Origin of the sequence: Pseudomonas sp. HD6422, from assembly GCF_025377065.1 — a bacterium.
GTDB lineage: Bacteria > Pseudomonadota > Gammaproteobacteria > Pseudomonadales > Pseudomonadaceae > Aquipseudomonas > Aquipseudomonas putida_U.
The window spans coordinates 1-16,899 of sequence record NZ_JAHWIW010000054.1 but is presented as its reverse complement, the minus strand read 5'-3'; the positions used below and the strand labels follow the sequence as shown (position 1 = coordinate 16,899).

14 protein-coding genes and 1 pseudogene are annotated in these 16,899 nt (G+C 62.4%); 9 read left to right on the top strand and 6 right to left on the bottom strand.

The window, feature by feature from the left end:
• The first annotated feature begins 202 nt into the window (after positions 1 to 202).
• Positions 203 to 1,675 (top strand): inorganic phosphate transporter, encoded by a 1,473-nt coding sequence (locus KY379_RS25750; protein WP_133329983.1) that lies wholly within the window; start codon positions 203 to 205, stop codon positions 1,673 to 1,675.
• A gap of 191 nt (positions 1,676 to 1,866) precedes the next feature.
• Here KY379_RS25750 and KY379_RS25745 read toward each other — a convergent pair whose 3' ends face one another.
• Positions 1,867 to 3,342: a DUF853 domain-containing protein gene (locus KY379_RS25745; RefSeq protein WP_261241468.1), complete on the bottom strand. Its 1,476-nt coding sequence runs from the start codon at positions 3,340 to 3,342 to the stop codon at positions 1,867 to 1,869.
• Positions 3,343 to 3,440: 98 nt separating this feature from the next.
• Between KY379_RS25745 and KY379_RS27545 the strand changes: the two are divergent.
• The 5 genes and pseudogenes from KY379_RS27545 to KY379_RS25725 form a co-directional block, all read left to right on the top strand.
• Positions 3,441 to 4,529: pseudogene (locus tag KY379_RS27545) on the top strand (cache domain-containing protein); the annotation flags it as partial.
• 90 nt (positions 4,530 to 4,619) lie between these two features.
• Complete coding sequence (locus KY379_RS27540) at positions 4,620 to 5,384, top strand: methyl-accepting chemotaxis protein (RefSeq protein WP_409977301.1); 765 nt, start codon at positions 4,620 to 4,622, stop codon at positions 5,382 to 5,384.
• 215 nt (positions 5,385 to 5,599) lie between these two features.
• On the top strand, positions 5,600 to 6,721 hold the full coding sequence (locus KY379_RS25735) for a glycosyltransferase family 4 protein (RefSeq protein ID WP_133329977.1): 1,122 nt from the start codon (positions 5,600 to 5,602) through the stop codon (positions 6,719 to 6,721).
• Entirely contained in the window at positions 6,714 to 7,478 is a 765-nt protein-coding gene (locus tag KY379_RS25730) for a DUF2334 domain-containing protein (RefSeq protein WP_133329975.1), read from the top strand. Before KY379_RS25735 ends, KY379_RS25730 begins: the two co-directional genes overlap by 8 nt.
• Positions 7,475 to 8,467 (top strand): lysylphosphatidylglycerol synthase transmembrane domain-containing protein, encoded by a 993-nt coding sequence (locus tag KY379_RS25725; protein ID WP_133329973.1) that lies wholly within the window; start codon positions 7,475 to 7,477, stop codon positions 8,465 to 8,467. Before KY379_RS25730 ends, KY379_RS25725 begins: the two co-directional genes overlap by 4 nt.
• Here the strand turns inward: KY379_RS25725 and purU are convergent, their stop codons facing one another.
• Positions 8,468 to 9,319: a formyltetrahydrofolate deformylase gene (gene purU, locus KY379_RS25720; RefSeq protein ID WP_133329971.1), complete on the bottom strand. Its 852-nt coding sequence runs from the start codon at positions 9,317 to 9,319 to the stop codon at positions 8,468 to 8,470. It abuts the gene before it with no gap.
• A gap of 296 nt (positions 9,320 to 9,615) precedes the next feature.
• On the opposite strand from purU, the gene mvaT reads away from it, so the two are divergent.
• On the top strand, positions 9,616 to 9,993 hold the full coding sequence (gene mvaT / locus KY379_RS25715) for a histone-like nucleoid-structuring protein MvaT (RefSeq protein ID WP_133329969.1): 378 nt from the start codon (positions 9,616 to 9,618) through the stop codon (positions 9,991 to 9,993).
• Between the two features lie 71 nt (positions 9,994 to 10,064).
• On the opposite strand, the gene sbcB is transcribed toward mvaT, so the two are convergent.
• The 3 genes from sbcB to KY379_RS25700 all read right to left on the bottom strand — a co-directional run bounded on the left by sbcB (position 10,065) and on the right by KY379_RS25700 (position 12,417).
• Positions 10,065 to 11,501: an exodeoxyribonuclease I gene (gene sbcB / locus KY379_RS25710; protein ID WP_261241466.1), complete on the bottom strand. Its 1,437-nt coding sequence runs from the start codon at positions 11,499 to 11,501 to the stop codon at positions 10,065 to 10,067.
• A gap of 46 nt (positions 11,502 to 11,547) precedes the next feature.
• Positions 11,548 to 11,907, bottom strand: coding sequence for a PilZ domain-containing protein (locus KY379_RS25705; RefSeq protein ID WP_133329965.1), 360 nt, complete (start codon positions 11,905 to 11,907; stop codon positions 11,548 to 11,550).
• A 123-nt stretch (positions 11,908 to 12,030) separates the two neighbouring features.
• Complete coding sequence (locus KY379_RS25700) at positions 12,031 to 12,417, bottom strand: tetratricopeptide repeat protein (RefSeq protein WP_261241465.1); 387 nt, start codon at positions 12,415 to 12,417, stop codon at positions 12,031 to 12,033.
• A gap of 181 nt (positions 12,418 to 12,598) precedes the next feature.
• On the opposite strand from KY379_RS25700, the gene pyk reads away from it, so the two are divergent.
• Positions 12,599 to 14,053: a pyruvate kinase gene (pyk, locus tag KY379_RS25695; RefSeq protein WP_133329961.1), complete on the top strand. Its 1,455-nt coding sequence runs from the start codon at positions 12,599 to 12,601 to the stop codon at positions 14,051 to 14,053.
• Positions 14,054 to 14,136: 83 nt separating this feature from the next.
• Here pyk and KY379_RS25690 read toward each other — a convergent pair whose 3' ends face one another.
• Complete coding sequence (locus KY379_RS25690) at positions 14,137 to 15,057, bottom strand: iron-sulfur-binding ferredoxin reductase (protein WP_133329959.1); 921 nt, start codon at positions 15,055 to 15,057, stop codon at positions 14,137 to 14,139.
• Positions 15,058 to 15,298: 241 nt separating this feature from the next.
• Between KY379_RS25690 and KY379_RS25685 the strand changes: the two genes are divergently transcribed.
• On the top strand, positions 15,299 to 16,822 hold the full coding sequence (locus KY379_RS25685) for a fumarate hydratase (RefSeq protein WP_012274004.1): 1,524 nt from the start codon (positions 15,299 to 15,301) through the stop codon (positions 16,820 to 16,822).
• Positions 16,823 to 16,899: the final 77 nt, after the last annotated feature.

The following is a 16,899-nucleotide window of genomic DNA, read 5'->3' as shown; positions in this document are numbered from 1 at the left end:
TTAGGCAACCCACACCGAAGCCTTAAGTTTTTCCAGATTTTCTCAGACGTTTGCCGAAATTCAATAGAAATGTCGGTCTCCCCGCTTCGCTGAACGGGGGTATCGAACGGTCCGCGGCAGGGCCATCGGTCAGCTGCGGGTGCATCGATTGCCAAGGTTTTCTGGCATAATCCGGCCCCCCTATGACCGCCAGACAACCTTCATGATCGATTTATTCAGCGGACTGGATGCCTGGGTGTTGGTGAGCCTGCTACTCGCCCTGACCTTCGTGCTCGCATTCGAGTTCATCAATGGCTTTCATGACACCGCCAACGCGGTAGCCACCGTCATCTATACCAAAGCCATGCCACCGCACCTGGCCGTATTCTTCTCCGGGGTGTTCAACTTCCTTGGCGTTCTGCTCGGCGGTGTGGGGGTGGCCTATGCCATCGTGCACCTGCTGCCGGTCGAACTGCTGATCAACGTGAACACCGGCCATGGCCTGGCCATGGTGTTCTCGTTGCTGGCTGCGGCCATCACCTGGAACCTGGGCACCTGGTACTTCGGCATCCCCGCCTCCAGCTCGCACACCTTGATCGGGTCGATCCTTGGCGTGGGCCTGGCCAACGCTCTGATCAACGACATCCCGCTGGGTGATGGGGTCAACTGGCAGAAGGCGATCGACATCGCCATGTCGCTGGTGGTCTCGCCGATGGCCGGCTTCGCCGTCGCGGCGCTGGTGCTGATCGGGTTGAAATGGTGGCGTCCGCTGTCGAAGATGCACAAGACGCCGGAACAGCGTCGCAAGCTCGACGACAAGAAGCATCCCCCCTTCTGGAACCGCCTGGTCCTGGTGATTTCGGCGATGGGCGTGAGCTTCGTACACGGTTCCAACGACGGTCAGAAAGGTATCGGTCTGATCATGCTGGTCCTGATCGGCATCGTTCCGGCCAAGTTCGTGCTCGACCTCAACAGCACGACCTACCAGATCGAACGCACCCGCGATGCGACCCTGCACATGAGTCAGTTCTATCAGCGCAACGAAGCGACGCTGGGCGAATTCCTGGCCTTGGGCAAGGCCAAGTCCAGCGACCTGCCGGAGCAGTTCAGCTGCAACCCGCAACAGACCGAACCGACCATCGCCGCGCTGCAGTCCTCGCTCAAGGGCGTGACCGACTACCACGCCCTCAGCGCCGACAAGCGCGTGGAAGTACGTCGCTACCTGCTGTGCCTGGACGACACCGCGAAAAAGGTCGGCAAGCTGCCTGGCCTGGACGCCCGTGAGAAATCCGACCTGGAAAAACTGCGCAAGGACCTCACCGCCACCACCGAATATGCACCGTTCTGGGTGATCGTGGCCGTTGCCCTGGCCCTGGGCCTGGGCACCATGGTTGGCTGGAAGCGCGTGGTCCTGACCGTTGGCGAGAAGATCGGCAAGCAGGGCATGACCTATGCTCAGGGCATGTCTGCACAGATCACTGCGGCCTGTGCCATCGGCATGGCCAACGTGTTCAGCTTGCCGGTATCGACCACCCACGTGCTGTCGTCCGGCGTGGCCGGCACCATGGTCGCCAACAAGAGCGGCCTGCAAGGCGGCACGGTGAAGACCATCCTGCTGGCGTGGGTGCTGACCCTGCCTGCTTCGATGGGCTTGGCCGCCGGACTGTTCTGGCTGGCCTCTAAAGCGTTGGCCTGACTGATCCTGTCAGATGGGGGCTGCTCTGCAGCCCTTCGCGGGCAAGCCCGCTCCTACAAGTTTTGCGCTGAGTTCAGGAAATGCGCGATCTTTGTGGGAGCGGGCTTGCCCGCGAAGGGCCGCGAAGCGGCCCCCAATTGCTTAACTGACCGGCATTAGCCTGATAGCGCTTGTCCTGGTGAGCGTATTCGCTAACGCTTCTTGTTCCCCAACAGCGACCCCATCAAACCCCGCACCAACTGCCGCCCCAACTGGTTCGCCGCCTGGCGCACCGCCGACTTGATCGCCTGCCCCGCTGCGCTCTGCAGGAAGTCCCCTGCCTTGTCGGCAAGGCTCTCCTCGTCCACCTTGGGCACCGGCGCCGGCTCCGCCGGCTCGCCCTTGCGCTGGGTCAGCATTTCATAGGCTGACTCACGATCAACCGGCTTGTCATAGCGCCCGGCCAATGACGAGGATGCGATCAGCGCGCTGCGCTCAGCCGCGCTCAATGGCCCGATGCGCGACTGAGGCGGTGCCACCAGCACTCGCTGGACCATCGCCGGCGTCCCCTTTTCCTCCAACGTGCCGACCAGTGCCTCGCCAATGCCCAGCTCGGTCAACACCGCCAGGGTGTCGAAGGCCGGATTGGGGCGAAAACCATCGGCAACGGCTCGCAACGACTTCTGTTCCTTGGCGGTGAACGCCCGCAGGCCATGCTGGATGCGTAGACCCAATTGAGCCAGTACGGCATCGGGCAGGTCCCCCGGCGATTGGGTCACGAAGTACACACCGACACCTTTCGAACGAATCAGCCGCACCACTTGCTCGAGACGATCCTGCAACGCTCTGGGGGTGCCGTTGAACAACAGGTGGGCTTCGTCGAAGAACAAGGCCAGCACCGGTTTGTCGGCATCGCCGCGCTCGGGCAACTGCTCGAACAATTCAGCCAGCAGCCATAACAGGAAGGTCGCGTAGACCTTGGGCGCCTCGTGCACCAGGCGACTGGCGTCGAGCAGGTGGATGCGACCCCGGCCGTCGACCTCCGGCCGCAGCAGGTCCTCCAGTTGCAATGCCGGCTCGCCGAACAGGGCCTCCGCTCCCTGCTGTTCCAGAGTCGCCAGACGCCGCAACAAGGCCTGGGTCGACGCGCCAGTCATCAACGCGCTGTCATCGCCGAGTAGCTGTGGATTGTCCTTCAGGTGGCCGAGCAACGCCTTGAGGTCTTTCAGGTCGAGTAACAACAAGCCCTCGCGATCCGCCACCTTGAACGCCGCATACAGCGCAGCCTGCTGGCTGTCGGTCAGTTCCAGCAGATTGCCCAGCAACAGAGGCCCCATGTCGGTGAGGGTCGTGCGCAGCGGATGGCCGGACTGCCCGGCGATGTCCCACAGGCTGACCGGATAAGCCTTGGGCGAATGACCCAGCCACGGCATGCCGGCGATTCGCTCGGCCACCTTGCCCTGCGGTACCCCAGCTGCGCCAAGGCCACACAGATCACCCTTGATATCGGCGGCGAACACGGCCACACCGGCATCGCTGAAGGCCTCGGCCAAGTGCTGCAGGGTGACGGTCTTGCCCGTCCCGGTGGCACCGGCCACCAGCCCGTGGCGGTTGGCCAGGCGCATGGCCTGGCTGACCGGCAGGCCGTCCGGGCCGGCACCCACCACTATCTGCGAAGTATCCGTCATGTTCTTCCATCCTCTGTTCAAGCTTTGCAAGCCCGTGGCCGATAGCAACGGTGAGATTCGCGTGAAAGACAGTAACAACCCTAAAAGGACTTAGCGGGATGTTGCACTGTTTTGCAGCCCCTTGCGTGCGAACACCCGATTTAAACCTTAGCGGAACCGATTACGCCATGAAAAGAAGCCTTCGATTCAGCCACAAGATTCTTCTAGCAGCATCGCTGATCGTCATACTCGCCTTCAGCCTCTTCACCCTGTACAACGACTATCTGCAACGCAATGCAATTCGGGCCAACCTGGAGAACTATCTCTCCGAGATGGGTGAATCGACTTCCACCAACATTCGCAATCTGTTCGATGGCCGAATCAAACTGGTGGAAAACCTGGCACAGAACATTGCACAGTCACCTGCAACGGCTGAAACACTGATGGGCCAGAGCGCCCTGACCTCGAGCTTCCTGACCGTGTATCTGGGCAAAGTCGACGGCAGCTTCAGCGTACGTCCCGATGCGACGATGCCCGACGGCTACGACCCACGCACCCGCCCCTGGTACAAGGATGGCATGAACGCCAGCGGCGTCATGCTCACCGAACCCTACATCGACATGACCACCAACAAGATGGTCATCGGCATCATCGACAAAGTGTCGTCCAGCGTCGGCGTGGTGGGCGGCGATCTGGCTCTCGATGGCCTGGTGCAGATCATCAACTCGCTGAACTTCGGCGGCATGGGCTACGCCTTCCTGGTCAATGACCAGGGCAAGATTCTGGTTCACCCGGACCAGAATCTGGTAATGAAGTCGCTGTCGGACTTGTTCCCGCACAACTCGCCTAAACTGTCCGCCGACCTGACCGAAGTCGAGGCCGATGGTCAAGCGCGACTGTTGAGTTTCACGCCGATCAAAGGTCTGCCCTCGGCCAATTGGTATATCGGCCTGTCAGTGGACAAGGACAAAGCCTTCACCATGCTCAGCACTTTCCGCACGTCGGCGGTGATCGCCACCGTGGTGGCGGTGGTGATCATCATCGCCCTGCTCGGCCTGTTGATCCGTGTGCTGATGCAACCCCTGCACACCATGACCCGCGCCATGGAGAACATCGCCGAAGGCGAAGGCGATCTTACCCGCCGCCTGGCCATCCACAATCACGACGAGTTCGGCATCCTCGGCGCAGCCTTCAACCGCTTCGTCGAACGCATCCACGACTCGATCCGCGAAGTGTCCTCAGCCACCGAGCAGGTCAATGAAGTGGCCTTGCGGGTGATCAGTGCCTCCAACTCGTCGATGAGCAACTCCGACGAACAATCCAACCGCAGCAACAGTGTCGCCGCTGCCATCAACGAACTGGGCGCCGCTGCCCAGGAGATCGCCGGCAACGCCGCGCAAGCCTCGCAGCACGCCAGCTCCGCACGGCTGCTGGCCGAGGAAGGACAGCAGGTGGTGGAGCGCAACATCCAGGCGATGAATCGTCTGTCTGACCTGATCGTCTCGTCCAGCGCTCACATCGAGACCCTCAACAGCAAGACCGTCAATATCGGCCAGATTCTCGAGGTGATCACCAGCATTTCCCAGCAGACCAACTTGCTGGCACTCAACGCCGCGATCGAGGCGGCACGCGCAGGCGAAGCCGGCCGTGGCTTCGCTGTGGTCGCCGATGAGGTGCGCAATCTGGCGCACCGCACCCAGGAGTCGGCGCAACAGGTACAGACCATGATCGAGGAACTGCAGGTCGGTGCCCGCGAGTCGGTCGAGACCATGGGCCAGAGCCAGCGCCACAGCCAGGACAGCATGGAAATCGCCAACCAGGCCGGTGAGCGCCTGGACAGCGTAACCGTTCGTATCGGCGAGATCGACGGCATGAACCAATCGGTGGCCACTGCAACCGAGGAACAGACCGCCGTGGTCGACTCGATCAACATGGACATCAACGAAATCAACATGCTCAATCAGGAAGGCGTCGAAAACCTGCAGGCAACATTGCGCGCCTGTTCGGACCTGGAGCAACAGGCAACGCGACTGAAGCAGCTGGTTGGGAGCTTCCGGATCTAACCGACAGACCGCGTCGCCTTTATCGCGGGTAACCCGCTCCTACAGAAATCGTGACCCTTGGGGTTTCGATTCTGTATGAGAGGTTTACCCGCAAAGTACCTCCCGCCCCACCCAAGCTCGATCGAACAAACTATCCTTCATGTAGGTCAACTTCTAGGTGCGTCATCGCCGGTGGGTTACAGCCGGATGACAGACCCGAAGACGATCCTGGAGGGATGCTGATCGTGCACATCGCCGACATCACCATGTTCTACGCCCCGGCGAGCGGCGGCGTACGTACCTATCTTGATGCCAAACATCACCGCCTCGACGCCATCCCGGGCGTACGCCATAGCCTGTTAATCCCCGGTCGCAACGCCAGTCATGACGACGGCGTCTACACCGTGCCCGCCCCTCCTCTGCCGTTCGGCAAGGGTTACCGCTTTCCGGTACGCCTGGCGCCCTGGTGCAACGTCTTGCGCCAGTTGCAACCCGACCTGATCGAAGTCGGCGACCCGTACCTGACCGCTTGGGCGGCGCTGGAGGCGCGCCGTAAGCTGGATGTGCCGGTAATCGGCTTCTATCACTCCGATTTGCCGCTGCTGGTGAGCAACCGCATGGGCAATTGGTTCACGCCGAACGTCGAGGCCTATGTCAGCAAGCTCTACGGCAATTTCGACCGGGTCCTGGCGCCCAGTCAGGTCATGGCTGACAAGCTGCGCCGCCTGGGCGTGCGCGACGTGCATGTCCAACGCCTGGGGGTCGACCTCGCCACCTTCAACCCCGCGCACCGTGACCCACAACTGCGCGCCCAACTCGGCATACCCGACACCAGCCGCCTGCTGATCTATGCCGGCCGTGGCTCGCGGGAAAAGAACCTGCCGGTACTGCTCGACTGCATACGGCACCTGGGCCAGCCTTACCACCTGTTGCTGGTGGGCTCGAACATGCCGGCCGCCGTGCCCGACAACGTCAGCGTCATCGACCATTTCTGCCCGCCGGATGAAGTAGCGCGGTTGATGGCCAGTGCCGATCTGCTGGTGCATGCCGGCGACCAGGAAACCTTCGGCCTGGTGATCCTCGAAGCCATGGCCAGCGCCACGCCGGTAGTGGCGGTGCGCGCCGGCGCCTTTGGCGAGCTGGTCAACGAGCAATGCGGCAGCCTCTGCCAGGCTAACGACGGTCGGGCCATGGCCCAGGCCGTACGCGAGACGTTCGAGGCTGGCGTGCGCAAGCTCGGGCTCCAAGCCCGCCGTCATGTCGAGCAGCACTATTCGTGGGACAACGTAGTCAGCGGCCTGCTGCAACATTACCAGGCGGTGCTGGGCCACCAGCCACAGGTACGCGCCCATGGTTGAGGCCGATTCCACGGCGCCTAGCCTGATGCTGGTGTTGCATGACGTGGCGCCAGAGACCTGGGCGGACTACCAGCCGTTCGTCGAAGCCGTCGATGCCTTGGGCACGGTACCGATGACCTGGTTGGTGGTACCGGATTTCCACCACCGTAACCCGCTGGGCGGTGCCCCCGCCTTCTGCCAACTGCTCGAGCAGCGCCTGGCCCGTGGCGACGAACTGGCCCTGCATGGTTTCTACCATGCCGACGACGGCCCACCGGCCCGCAACCCTGCTGAATTCTTCATGCGCCGGGTGTACACCCACGAAGGTGAGTTTTTCGCCCTGGATCAGGCCCAGGCCTTGGAGCGCCTGGAAGCAGGCCTGGCAGTGTTCGCGCGACACGGCTGGCCGGTACAAGGGTTCGTCGCCCCGGCCTGGCTGATGAGCGAGGGTACCCGCCAGGCATTGCGCCGCCTGCCGCTAAGCTACACGAGCACCCCGCAGCACCTCTACCGGCTGCCGGAGTTCGCTGCCATCGACGCGCCCGGCCTGGTGTGGAGCGCGCGCAGTGCCTGGCGCCGCGGGTTATCCAGGGCAGTGTGCGAGTGGCAGCGCAAGCGCTGGCGCGAGGCCGATACCTTGCGTCTGGGACTGCATCCGGTGGACATGCGTCACCGCAGTTCGCGCCAATATTGGCTGGACACGCTCAAGGTTCTGCTGGCCCAGGGCCGTGAACCCTTGACCAAAGCCGCCTGGCTGCAGCGCCAGGCCCGCGCATGAACCGCCTGGGTTGGCTGGCACTGGCGCTGCTGTGTGCGGTACTGGTGCCGGCCTTGCTCGGCGGCAACGAATTGCTGCCGCGGCTCAAGGCCTTCGACAGCGGGTTGCTGCTGACCCTTCTGGGAATGATCTTGCTGTGCTGGATCATCAACGCCATACGCCTGCGTCTTTTGCTCGGTCAACAGGGTGCCCAACTGGGCCGGGTGCGCAGCCTTGGCGTGGTGATGGCCACCGAGTTCGCCATTTGCACGACACCCGGTGGCAGCGGCGGGCCGCTGACCCTGATGACCCTGCTCGCCCGCGACCGTATCGGCCCCGCACGCAGTGGCGCCGTGTTCGCCATGGATCAGCTGAATGATTTGGTGTTTTTCTTCTGCGCCATGCTGGCGATTGCCGGTTACGCCTTGTTCCACAGCCTGGGGCGCAGCCAGCAGGACATGCTGCTGGGCAGCGCGCTGTTGATGTGTTCGGCACTGGGAGCGATCGCCGCCTTGCTGCGCTATCGGCACGGCATGATGCGCTTCAACGGCCGGCTGTTGCGTGGGCTCGGTATGTCGCCGCAACGCAGGCGTCGCTGGGCACGCAAGCTGCTGCGCTTCATCAGAGCCTTGGCGCAGACCTGGCGGCTGCCCAAACGTACCTTGGCACTGGTGTTCGCGCTCACCTGCGCGCACTGGAGCCTGCGCTACAGCGTGCTGTACCTGGTGGTACGAGGGTTGGGGGTGGACCTTGCCTGGATTCCCAGCTTTCTGGTGCAGATGCTGTCACTGAGCGCGGGCCAGTTCAGCCTGCTCCCCGGCGGCGCGGGAGCCGCCGAGCTGACCTCGGCGAGCCTGCTCGCGCCCCTGGTCGGCAGCTCGACAGCGGCTGCCGCCATACTGATCTGGCGCGCGGTCACTTTTTACTTCTACCTGCTGGCCGGCGGGCCGGTGTTCGTCTGCCTGGTGGCGCGTCCATTGCTGCAGCGCCGCCGGCGCCAGGTCGGCTGATCAGTCGAACACGACGGTCTTGTTGCCGTGCACCAGCACGCGATCTTCCAAGTGATAACGCAGGCCGCGGGCCAGCACCATCTTCTCGACATCACGGCCGAACCGCACCATGTCCTCGATGCTGTCGGCATGATTCACGCGCACCACATCCTGCTCGATGATCGGGCCCGCATCGAGCTCCTCGGTCACGTAGTGGCAGGTCGCACCGATCAGCTTCACGCCACGCAGCGCCGCTTGGTGGTAAGGCTTGGCGCCAACGAACGAAGGCAGGAAGCTGTGGTGGATGTTGATGACCTTTTCCGCATAGTCCTGGCACAACTGCGGCGGCAGGATTTGCATGTAGCGCGCCAGCACCACCACGTCGGCGGCGTGCTCCTGGACCAGACGCGACACTTCCGCGAAAGCCGGCGCCTTGTCTTTCGGGTCGACCGGCACGTGGAAGAACGGAATGCCGTGCCACTCAACCATGCTGCGCAGATCGTTGTGGTTGGACACCACACACGGGATCTCGCAATCCAGTTCATCGGTGTGCCAGCGGTGCAACAGGTCGGCCAGGCAGTGCGATTCGCGGCTGGCCATCAGCACCACACGTTTCTTCTGTGCCGAATCGGTGATGCGCCAGGTCATGGAGAACTCTTCTGCGATCGGCGCGAAAGCTTCACGGAAGGCTTCGATACCGAACGGCAGGGATTCGGCGCGGATTTCATGACGCATGAAGAACCAACCACTCTGCTCATCGGAGTGGTGGCTGGCTTCGTTGATCCAGCCATTGTACAAGGCTAGGAAATTACTGACTTTCGCCACGATGCCAACACGGTCGGGGCAGGCGATCACCAGACGATAGGTGCGCATGAATGAGACTCCAGAACTTCGCAAAGGCGCCCATTCTAGCGGCCTGCAGTGAAAAACGCAGTAATCATTGCGCCGAGCGGGCCTGTCCGACGCACGCCCTGTCATCCTGCGGTGACGTCACAGCAACTGTTACCAGACATGACCAGATGACAGACTCAAAGTAAATTTTTCTTAACCTGAGAAATATGTTGTTGCCTAGTAATTAACAGGGTTGCGGTTATTTACATGTTTACTTGCGGGTATTGCCTGTCTATTATTGGCCTCACATTTCCCGAACTCGCACTAAGGACCACTCCATGTCCCTGATCAACGAATACCGCGCTACCGAAGAAGCCATCAAAGAACTTCAGGCCCGCCTGGCCAACCTGTCCCAGGATGACAAGCTGAAAAAAGAACTGGAGTTCGAAGGCAAACTGCGTGCGCTGATGGGCGAATACTCCAAGTCGCTGCGCGATGTGATTGCCCTGCTTGACCCGGAATCGAAACTGAGCAAAAACGCACGCGGCGTCAGCAAACCGGCCAGCACCAAACGCGCGCGCAAGGTCAAGCAATACAAAAACCCGCACAACGGTGAAGTGATCGAAACCAAAGGCGGCAACCACAAAACCCTGAAAGAGTGGAAAGCCAAATGGGGTGGCGATGTGGTTGAAAGCTGGGCTACCCTGCTGGACTAATAGCAGACCGCGACAATTCATCGCGGTACCCTGAAAACGCCGGCACATTGCCGGCGTTGTCGTTTTTACAATCAAGCGGTAATAGCATATTGCTCGCGCAGGGTCTGGGCATGTACCTGCCAGGCATCCAATACCCGTCGTCCCGCCTCGTCGGCGCTGGCCCACGCAGCCTGCCTGGCCTGCTCGAAATTCCCCAACGTATTCGGCGCTCCCAACTGCGGGTCGCACAGACGCTGCTGGCAGAATGCAAACCAGCGCTGCCGCTCCTCGCCATTGAGGGTCTCGGGGAAGTTACGGGCACGATAACGGAACAGTAACTCCGGTAGGCGCGGGTCGTCGAACATCCAATGGCCATGGCTCAACTGCGCGGGCTCCAGGGTTCGAACTTGCTCGCACAAACGTCGATCACGGTCACCGAGGAATCCGTCATACAACTGCTGTTCCGGATCTTCACAGGGGGCAAACTCTTCCGGGCCATAGATGTGCTCCAGCTTGTCACGCCATTGCCCCTGCTGATTGGCCAGTTGATCTGCCCGCGCTTGCAATAGGGTCATATCCACACCCAGCCGTTTTTGATCGACGGGGCGCAATACCGAAAGCGGTGCCAGCACAGGACAACGGTTGATTTGCACCAACTTCAGCGGAACCGGTAATTCACCGTCAGGTAAATCCTCGTGGCGCGTGTACAAACGCTTGCGTAGCACTTCGGCACTTTCCCTTATCAACGGTAGGGTTTCCTGCTGGAGGTCACAGACAATCAATGCATTGCGGTTACGCGGGTGCCACGCCAACGGCAATACCACGCCTAGATAACTACGGGCCGCGGAAAAACGCCCGGATATATGGACCAGCGGCTGCAACAAGCGCACCTGTTCCATGACTTTGTGCTTGCTGCGCAACTGGAACAACCAGTCGTACAACTTGGGTTGGCGCTGGCGAATCAAACGTGCCAGGGCAATGGTGGCCCGCACGTCGGAAAGAGCCTCATGGGCATGGCCATGCTCGATGCCATTGGCCTTGCTGAGCAGTTCCAGACGCAGGCTGGTGCGTCCGTCCTGCTGTGGCCACTCGATGCCGTCAGGGCGTAGCGCATAGGCGGTGCGCACCACGTCGATCAGGTCCCAGCGACTGTTGCCGCCTTGCCACTCCCGGGCATAGGGATCGAAAAAGTTGCGGTAGAGGCTGTAGCGCGTGACTTCGTCATCGAAGCGCAGGGTGTTGTAGCCTGCGCCGCAGGTGCCGGGACGCGCCAGCTCGGCGTGCACGCGGGTCATGAATTCGGCTTCGCATAGGCCCTGGTTGGCCAACTGCACCGGGGTGATCCCGGTGACCAGGCAAGCCATTGGATGCGGCAGAATGTCGTCGGAGGGCTGGCAGTAGAGATTGAACGGTTCGTCGATCTCGTTCAGTTCCAGGTCGGTGCGCACACCGGCCACTTGCAGAGGGCGGTCACAACGCGGGTTGATACCAGTGGTTTCATAGTCGTGCCAGAAGATGCTGGAGCTCACGGGATCGTCCTGTATCGAGGTCGCCCCGATTCTAACCCACGGATCTTCAGGCAGAGGCGTTGGCCGGCTTGAAACTGAAGTAATCGCGCAGCGAGCGGACGAAGTCCTCGTACTCGCGGGGTGCTTGCAGCAGCATGAATCCCGAATCGTAGTGGCCGGGCGTCTGGTCTTCACGGCACCACAGGCAACTGGCCGTGAGATCGACCAATTGCATGGCGCTGCCCGGCAGCGGCAGGCGCAGCTGCAGCTCGTAGTCCGGCCCGACCAGAACCGGCAACTGACTGATCAGCATCAACCCATCCTCGGAGGCGTTGCCCAACTGGCCGATCGGCTGATCGGTAAAGCGGTTGTACACCTTGAGCACACAGGGGAGCTGGTGGCGTTCGATATGGCGCTGGATGAACATGTTCGCAGGTGCAGTCCGTATCCGATGCCAGGAATACGAGGAACTGGCGGTTGTCGTTACATCTGGCTTACAGGTTACTCCACGCTGCCCGGCAATTCCCGTGAAATAAAAGACACCTTGGTGTTAACGCCAAGGAGTGGTGGTCACCGGACTGGCCACTGCGGATTCACCGCGGCGGTAATGACCGAGCTTTTCCAGGGTCTGCAGGCGGGCCTGGGCACGGTAGGCATACTCATTGCGCGGGTACTGCTGAATCAGGTACTCGTAGGTCTGTGCCGCGTCGACGTACAGCTTCTGACGCTCCAGGCACTGGCCACGCAGGAGAGACACCTCGGGGTGAATGAACGGCCGTGCGCGACTGGTACGGTCGACCTGCGACAGCTCCAGCATCACCCGCTGGCAGTCGCCCCGGTCATAGGCGCGGTAGGCATTGTTCAAGTGGTGGTCCATGGACCAACGGGTGCAGCCGACGGTGCTGACCGCCAGTGCGAAAACAATCAGGGCTCGCATGGGGAAATCTCCTTTGATGCCAGGGTATCGGCCTTTACCTATAAATCTTCACAGGGTTTTGCAAGGATACCGCCCCCGTTCAAACGCCACCCTGTGCCGTTTGCAGGTAGTGCAACGGAACAATGACTACAGCGCGATTCAGGAGTAGCCTTTCGCTGCGCTTCACTATAGGAGTCTGTGCATGACCATCCGCCGTACCAAAATCGTCGCCACCCTCGGCCCCGCCAGCAATTCACCGGAAGTGATCGAACAGCTGATCCTCGCCGGCCTGGACGTGGCACGCCTGAACTTCTCCCACGGCACCCCGGACGAGCACAAGGCGCGTGCGCGCCTGATCCGCGACATCGCCGCCAAGAACGGCCGCCATGTCGCACTGTTGGGCGATCTGCAGGGTCCGAAGATCCGCATCGCCAAATTCAGCAACAAGCGCATCGAACTGAAAGTCGGTGACAAATTCACCTTCTCCACCGCGCACCCGCTGACCGAAGGCAACCAGGACATCGTCGGCATCGACTACCCCGACCTGGTCAAGGACTGCGGCGTTGGTGACGAACTGCTGCTCGACGATGGCCGCGTGGTCATGCGCGTCGAAACCGCCACCGCCGATGCCCTGCACTGCGTGGTGATCATCGGTGGCCCGCTGTCTGACCACAAAGGCATCAACCGCAAAGGTGGCGGTTTGACCGCGCCGGCCCTGACCGAAAAGGACAAGGCCGACATCAAGCTGGCCGCGGAAATGGATCTGGACTACCTGGCCGTGTCGTTCCCGCGCGATGCCAGCGACATGGAATACGCCCGCAAGCTGCGCGACGAAGCCGGCGGTAGCGCTTGGCTGGTGGCCAAGATCGAACGTGCCGAAGCCGTGGCCGACGACGAAACCCTCGACCAGTTGATCGCCGCCTCCGACGCAGTGATGGTCGCCCGTGGCGACCTGGGCGTGGAAATCGGCGACGCCGAGCTGATCGCCATCCAGAAGAAGATCATCCAACACGCCCGCCGCAACAACAAGGCGGTGATCGTGGCGACCCAGATGATGGAGTCGATGATCCAGAACCCAATGCCGACTCGCGCCGAAGTGTCCGACGTGGCCAACGCCGTGCTGGATAACACCGATGCGGTGATGCTGTCGGCCGAAAGCGCCGCCGGTGCCTACCCCATCGAAGCCGTCCAGGCCATGGCGCGCATCTGCCTGGGTGCCGAGAAGCATCCGACCAGCCAGAAGTCCAGCCACCGCCTGCACACCACGTTCGAGCGCTGCGACGAAAGCATCGCCTTGGCAGCGATGTACACCGCCAACCACTTCCCGGGCGTTAAAGCGATCATCTCCCTCACCGAGAGCGGCTACACCCCGCTGATCATGTCGCGCCTGCGCTCGCACGTGCCGATCTTCGCGCTCTCGCCGCACCGCGCCACCCAGGCTCGCGCCTCGATGTTCCGCGGCGTCTATCCGATCGCCTTCGACCCGGCTGCGCTGCCAGCCGACAAGGTCAGCCAGGCTGCCGTGGACGAGCTGCTCAAGCGCGGTCTGGTGGAACAGGGTGACTGGGTGATCCTGACCAAGGGCGACAGCTACCACACCATCGGTGGCACCAATGGCATGAAGATCCTGCACGTCGGTGATCCGCTGGTCGGCTGATCGACCTCCAGGGCCGATCGTCGGTGGCCGGTTCCTACGATAGCCGTAGGAACCGGCTTACCGACGATGGGGCCGACGATGCCTCAGGCGTGCTCGAGGAACACGTCGGCGAATACCTGCCCCCGCGGCACCCCGGCAATGAACAGCCGCCGGGCGAACCGCTCGACACTCCCCGGCGATCCACACAGCAGCGCAATCGTCTGCCGCGATGACGGCCGCAATCCCGCCAGGGCAGTTTCCAACTGCTCGGCCAGCACACACTCGACATTCACCCCGGCCAGCGTTCGCAACGACTCGGCCAGGTAATGCCCTGCGCGCTCGTGCGCCACATGCAGGACCTTGATCTCGCCGCGATGCCCCTGGCGCAAGGCCTCGCGCAGTATGCCCGACAACGGCGCCAGCCCGGTCCCCGCTGCCAGCAACCAGAGCGGCCGCTCCTGCCAGTCCGGGTCGTAATGCAACGCTCCCCCGCGCAACTCGCCCAGACGCAGTTGGCTACCGAGCTGTACGCCCCGCAACTGGTCGCAAAAAGCGCCTGGACGCTGGCAATCGATATGAAACTCCAGGAAGTCATCGTCACCCGGCAGGCTGGCCAGGGAGTATGGACGCGCCACCGCCCCCAACCACAGCACCATGTGCTGGCCAGCCTGGTAGCGCAGCGCGCGTTCTGGTCGCAGGCGCAGGCGCAGCACAGTGCCAAACCAGTCGACGGCGCAGACCTGGGCCGGCAAACCGTCCTGCAGTGGATCGAACACAGCCACCCGCAGATCTTCGATCACTCGGCACTGGCAGGCCAGGCGCCAGCCCTGTGCATGCTTGTCCAGCGCCAGGGCCTCGGGCAGTGCATCGGCCGGCTGCCCGGCGAGGCAATGCACCAGGCAGGCATGACAACTGCCGGCACGACAGCTGTAGGGGACGTTGAGACCTGCCGCATTCAAGGCATCGAGCAGGTTGCTGCCGGTCGGCACCGTCCAGCGGCGCTCGCCCACGCAGAGTTCGGGCATTTCGGGAGATCTCCAGGTCGACGGTGGTGTTCATCGTACATGCCCAGCAAGAACGATGCCCGGGCATTGCCGACCATGGTCCTGACCACACGCAGGTGTTTCGCTCGTTGAGGCGCGCTATACTGCCGCGCCCTTTTGCGTCGGCCAGCCTGCCGGCGCGCCTTGCAAGGCGTTTCGACACGCTGGTCGGCACCGTCGAGCGTCTTTTTGAATGTTCCCGTCTTTAAGAGGAGCGCGCTGCATGACCGTGATCAAGCAAGACGACCTGATTCAGAGCGTCGCCGATGCCCTGCAATTCATCTCGTACTACCACCCCGTCGACTTCATCCAGGCGATGCACGAAGCCTACCTGCGTGAAGAATCGCCCGCCGCACGCGACTCGATCGCCCAGATCCTGATCAACTCGCGCATGTGCGCCACCGGCCACCGCCCGATCTGCCAGGACACCGGTATCGTTACCGTGTTCGTCCGCGTGGGCATGGACGTGCGCTGGGACGGCGCCACCCTGAGCGTCGACGACATGATCAACGAAGGTGTGCGTCGCGCCTACAACCTGCCTGAGAACGTCCTGCGCGCTTCGATCCTGGCCGACCCGGCCGGTGCTCGCAAGAACACCAAGGACAACACTCCAGCTGTCATCCACTACTCCATCGTCCCCGGCGACAAGGTCGAAGTCGACGTCGCGGCCAAGGGCGGCGGTTCGGAGAACAAGTCGAAGATGGCCATGCTCAACCCTTCCGACTCGATCGTCGACTGGGTACTGAAGACCGTCCCGACCATGGGCGCTGGCTGGTGCCCGCCTGGCATGCTCGGCATCGGCATCGGCGGTACCGCCGAGAAGGCTGCGGTGATGGCCAAGGAAGTGTTGATGGAATCCATCGACATCCATGAGCTGAAAGCCCGTGGCCCGCAGAACCGCCTCGAGGAAATCCGCCTGGAGCTGTTCGAGAAGGTCAACCAGCTGGGCATCGGCGCCCAGGGCCTGGGCGGCCTGACCACCGTGCTCGACGTCAAGATCATGGATTACCCGACCCACGCCGCCTCGCTGCCGGTGTGCATGATCCCGAACTGCGCCGCGACCCGTCACGCCCACTTCGTGCTCGACGGCTCCGGCCCGGCCGAACTGGAAGCACCGTCGCTGGACGCCTACCCGGAAATCGTCTGGGAAGCCGGCCCAAGCGCCCGCCGCGTCAACCTCGACGACATCACCCCGGAAGAAGTCGCCAGCTGGAAACCGGGTGAGACCATCCTGCTCAACGGCAAGATGCTTACCGGCCGCGACGCAGCGCACAAGCGCATGGTCGAGATGCTCAACCGTGGCGAAGAGCTGCCGGTCGACCTCAAGGGCCGCTTCATCTACTACGTCGGCCCAGTCGACCCGGTCGGTGACGAAGTGGTAGGCCCTGCCGGCCCGACCACCGCGACCCGCATGGACAAGTTCACCCGCCAGATCCTCGAGCAGACCGGTCTGCTGGGCATGATCGGCAAGTCCGAGCGTGGCCCGACCGCCATCGAAGCGATCAAGGACAACAAGGCCGTTTACCTGATGGCCGTTGGCGGCGCCGCCTACCTGGTAGCCCAGGCGATCCGCAAGTCCAAGGTCCTGGCCTTCGCCGAACTGGGCATGGAAGCGATCTACGAGTTCGAGGTCAAGGACATGCCGGTGACCGTCGCGGTCGACAGCAATGGCGAGTCCGTGCACATCACCGGCCCTGCCCTGTGGCAGAGCAAGATTGCCCAGAGCCTGGCAGTCGAAGTGAAGTAAGTCTGTAGAACGGCGGCGCCCCCTTCGCGGGGGGGGCCCCCCCCGGGGGGGCCGCCCGGTTGGGGGGCCCCCCGGCA

Excerpts from the sequence above, each read along its gene's own strand:
- KY379_RS25725 (WP_133329973.1), top strand. The coding sequence starts at position 7,475 with ATGAACCGCCTGGGTTGGCTGGCACTGGCGCTGCTGTGTGCGGTACTG.
- purU (WP_133329971.1), bottom strand. The coding sequence starts at position 9,319 with ATGCGCACCTATCGTCTGGTGATCGCCTGCCCCGACCGTGTTGGCATC.
- KY379_RS25685 (WP_012274004.1), top strand. The coding sequence starts at position 15,299 with ATGACCGTGATCAAGCAAGACGACCTGATTCAGAGCGTCGCCGATGCC.
- KY379_RS25690 (WP_133329959.1), bottom strand. The coding sequence starts at position 15,057 with ATGCCCGAACTCTGCGTGGGCGAGCGCCGCTGGACGGTGCCGACCGGC.
- KY379_RS25705 (WP_133329965.1), bottom strand. The coding sequence starts at position 11,907 with ATGTTCATCCAGCGCCATATCGAACGCCACCAGCTCCCCTGTGTGCTC.
- KY379_RS25730 (WP_133329975.1), top strand. The coding sequence starts at position 6,714 with ATGGTTGAGGCCGATTCCACGGCGCCTAGCCTGATGCTGGTGTTGCAT.
- KY379_RS25700 (WP_261241465.1), bottom strand. The coding sequence starts at position 12,417 with ATGCGAGCCCTGATTGTTTTCGCACTGGCGGTCAGCACCGTCGGCTGC.
- KY379_RS25750 (WP_133329983.1), top strand. The coding sequence starts at position 203 with ATGATCGATTTATTCAGCGGACTGGATGCCTGGGTGTTGGTGAGCCTG.
- KY379_RS25735 (WP_133329977.1), top strand. The coding sequence starts at position 5,600 with ATGCTGATCGTGCACATCGCCGACATCACCATGTTCTACGCCCCGGCG.
- KY379_RS25745 (WP_261241468.1), bottom strand. The coding sequence starts at position 3,342 with ATGACGGATACTTCGCAGATAGTGGTGGGTGCCGGCCCGGACGGCCTG.
- mvaT (WP_133329969.1), top strand. The coding sequence starts at position 9,616 with ATGTCCCTGATCAACGAATACCGCGCTACCGAAGAAGCCATCAAAGAA.
- KY379_RS27540 (WP_409977301.1), top strand. The coding sequence starts at position 4,620 with ATGAGCAACTCCGACGAACAATCCAACCGCAGCAACAGTGTCGCCGCT.
- pyk (WP_133329961.1), top strand. The coding sequence starts at position 12,599 with ATGACCATCCGCCGTACCAAAATCGTCGCCACCCTCGGCCCCGCCAGC.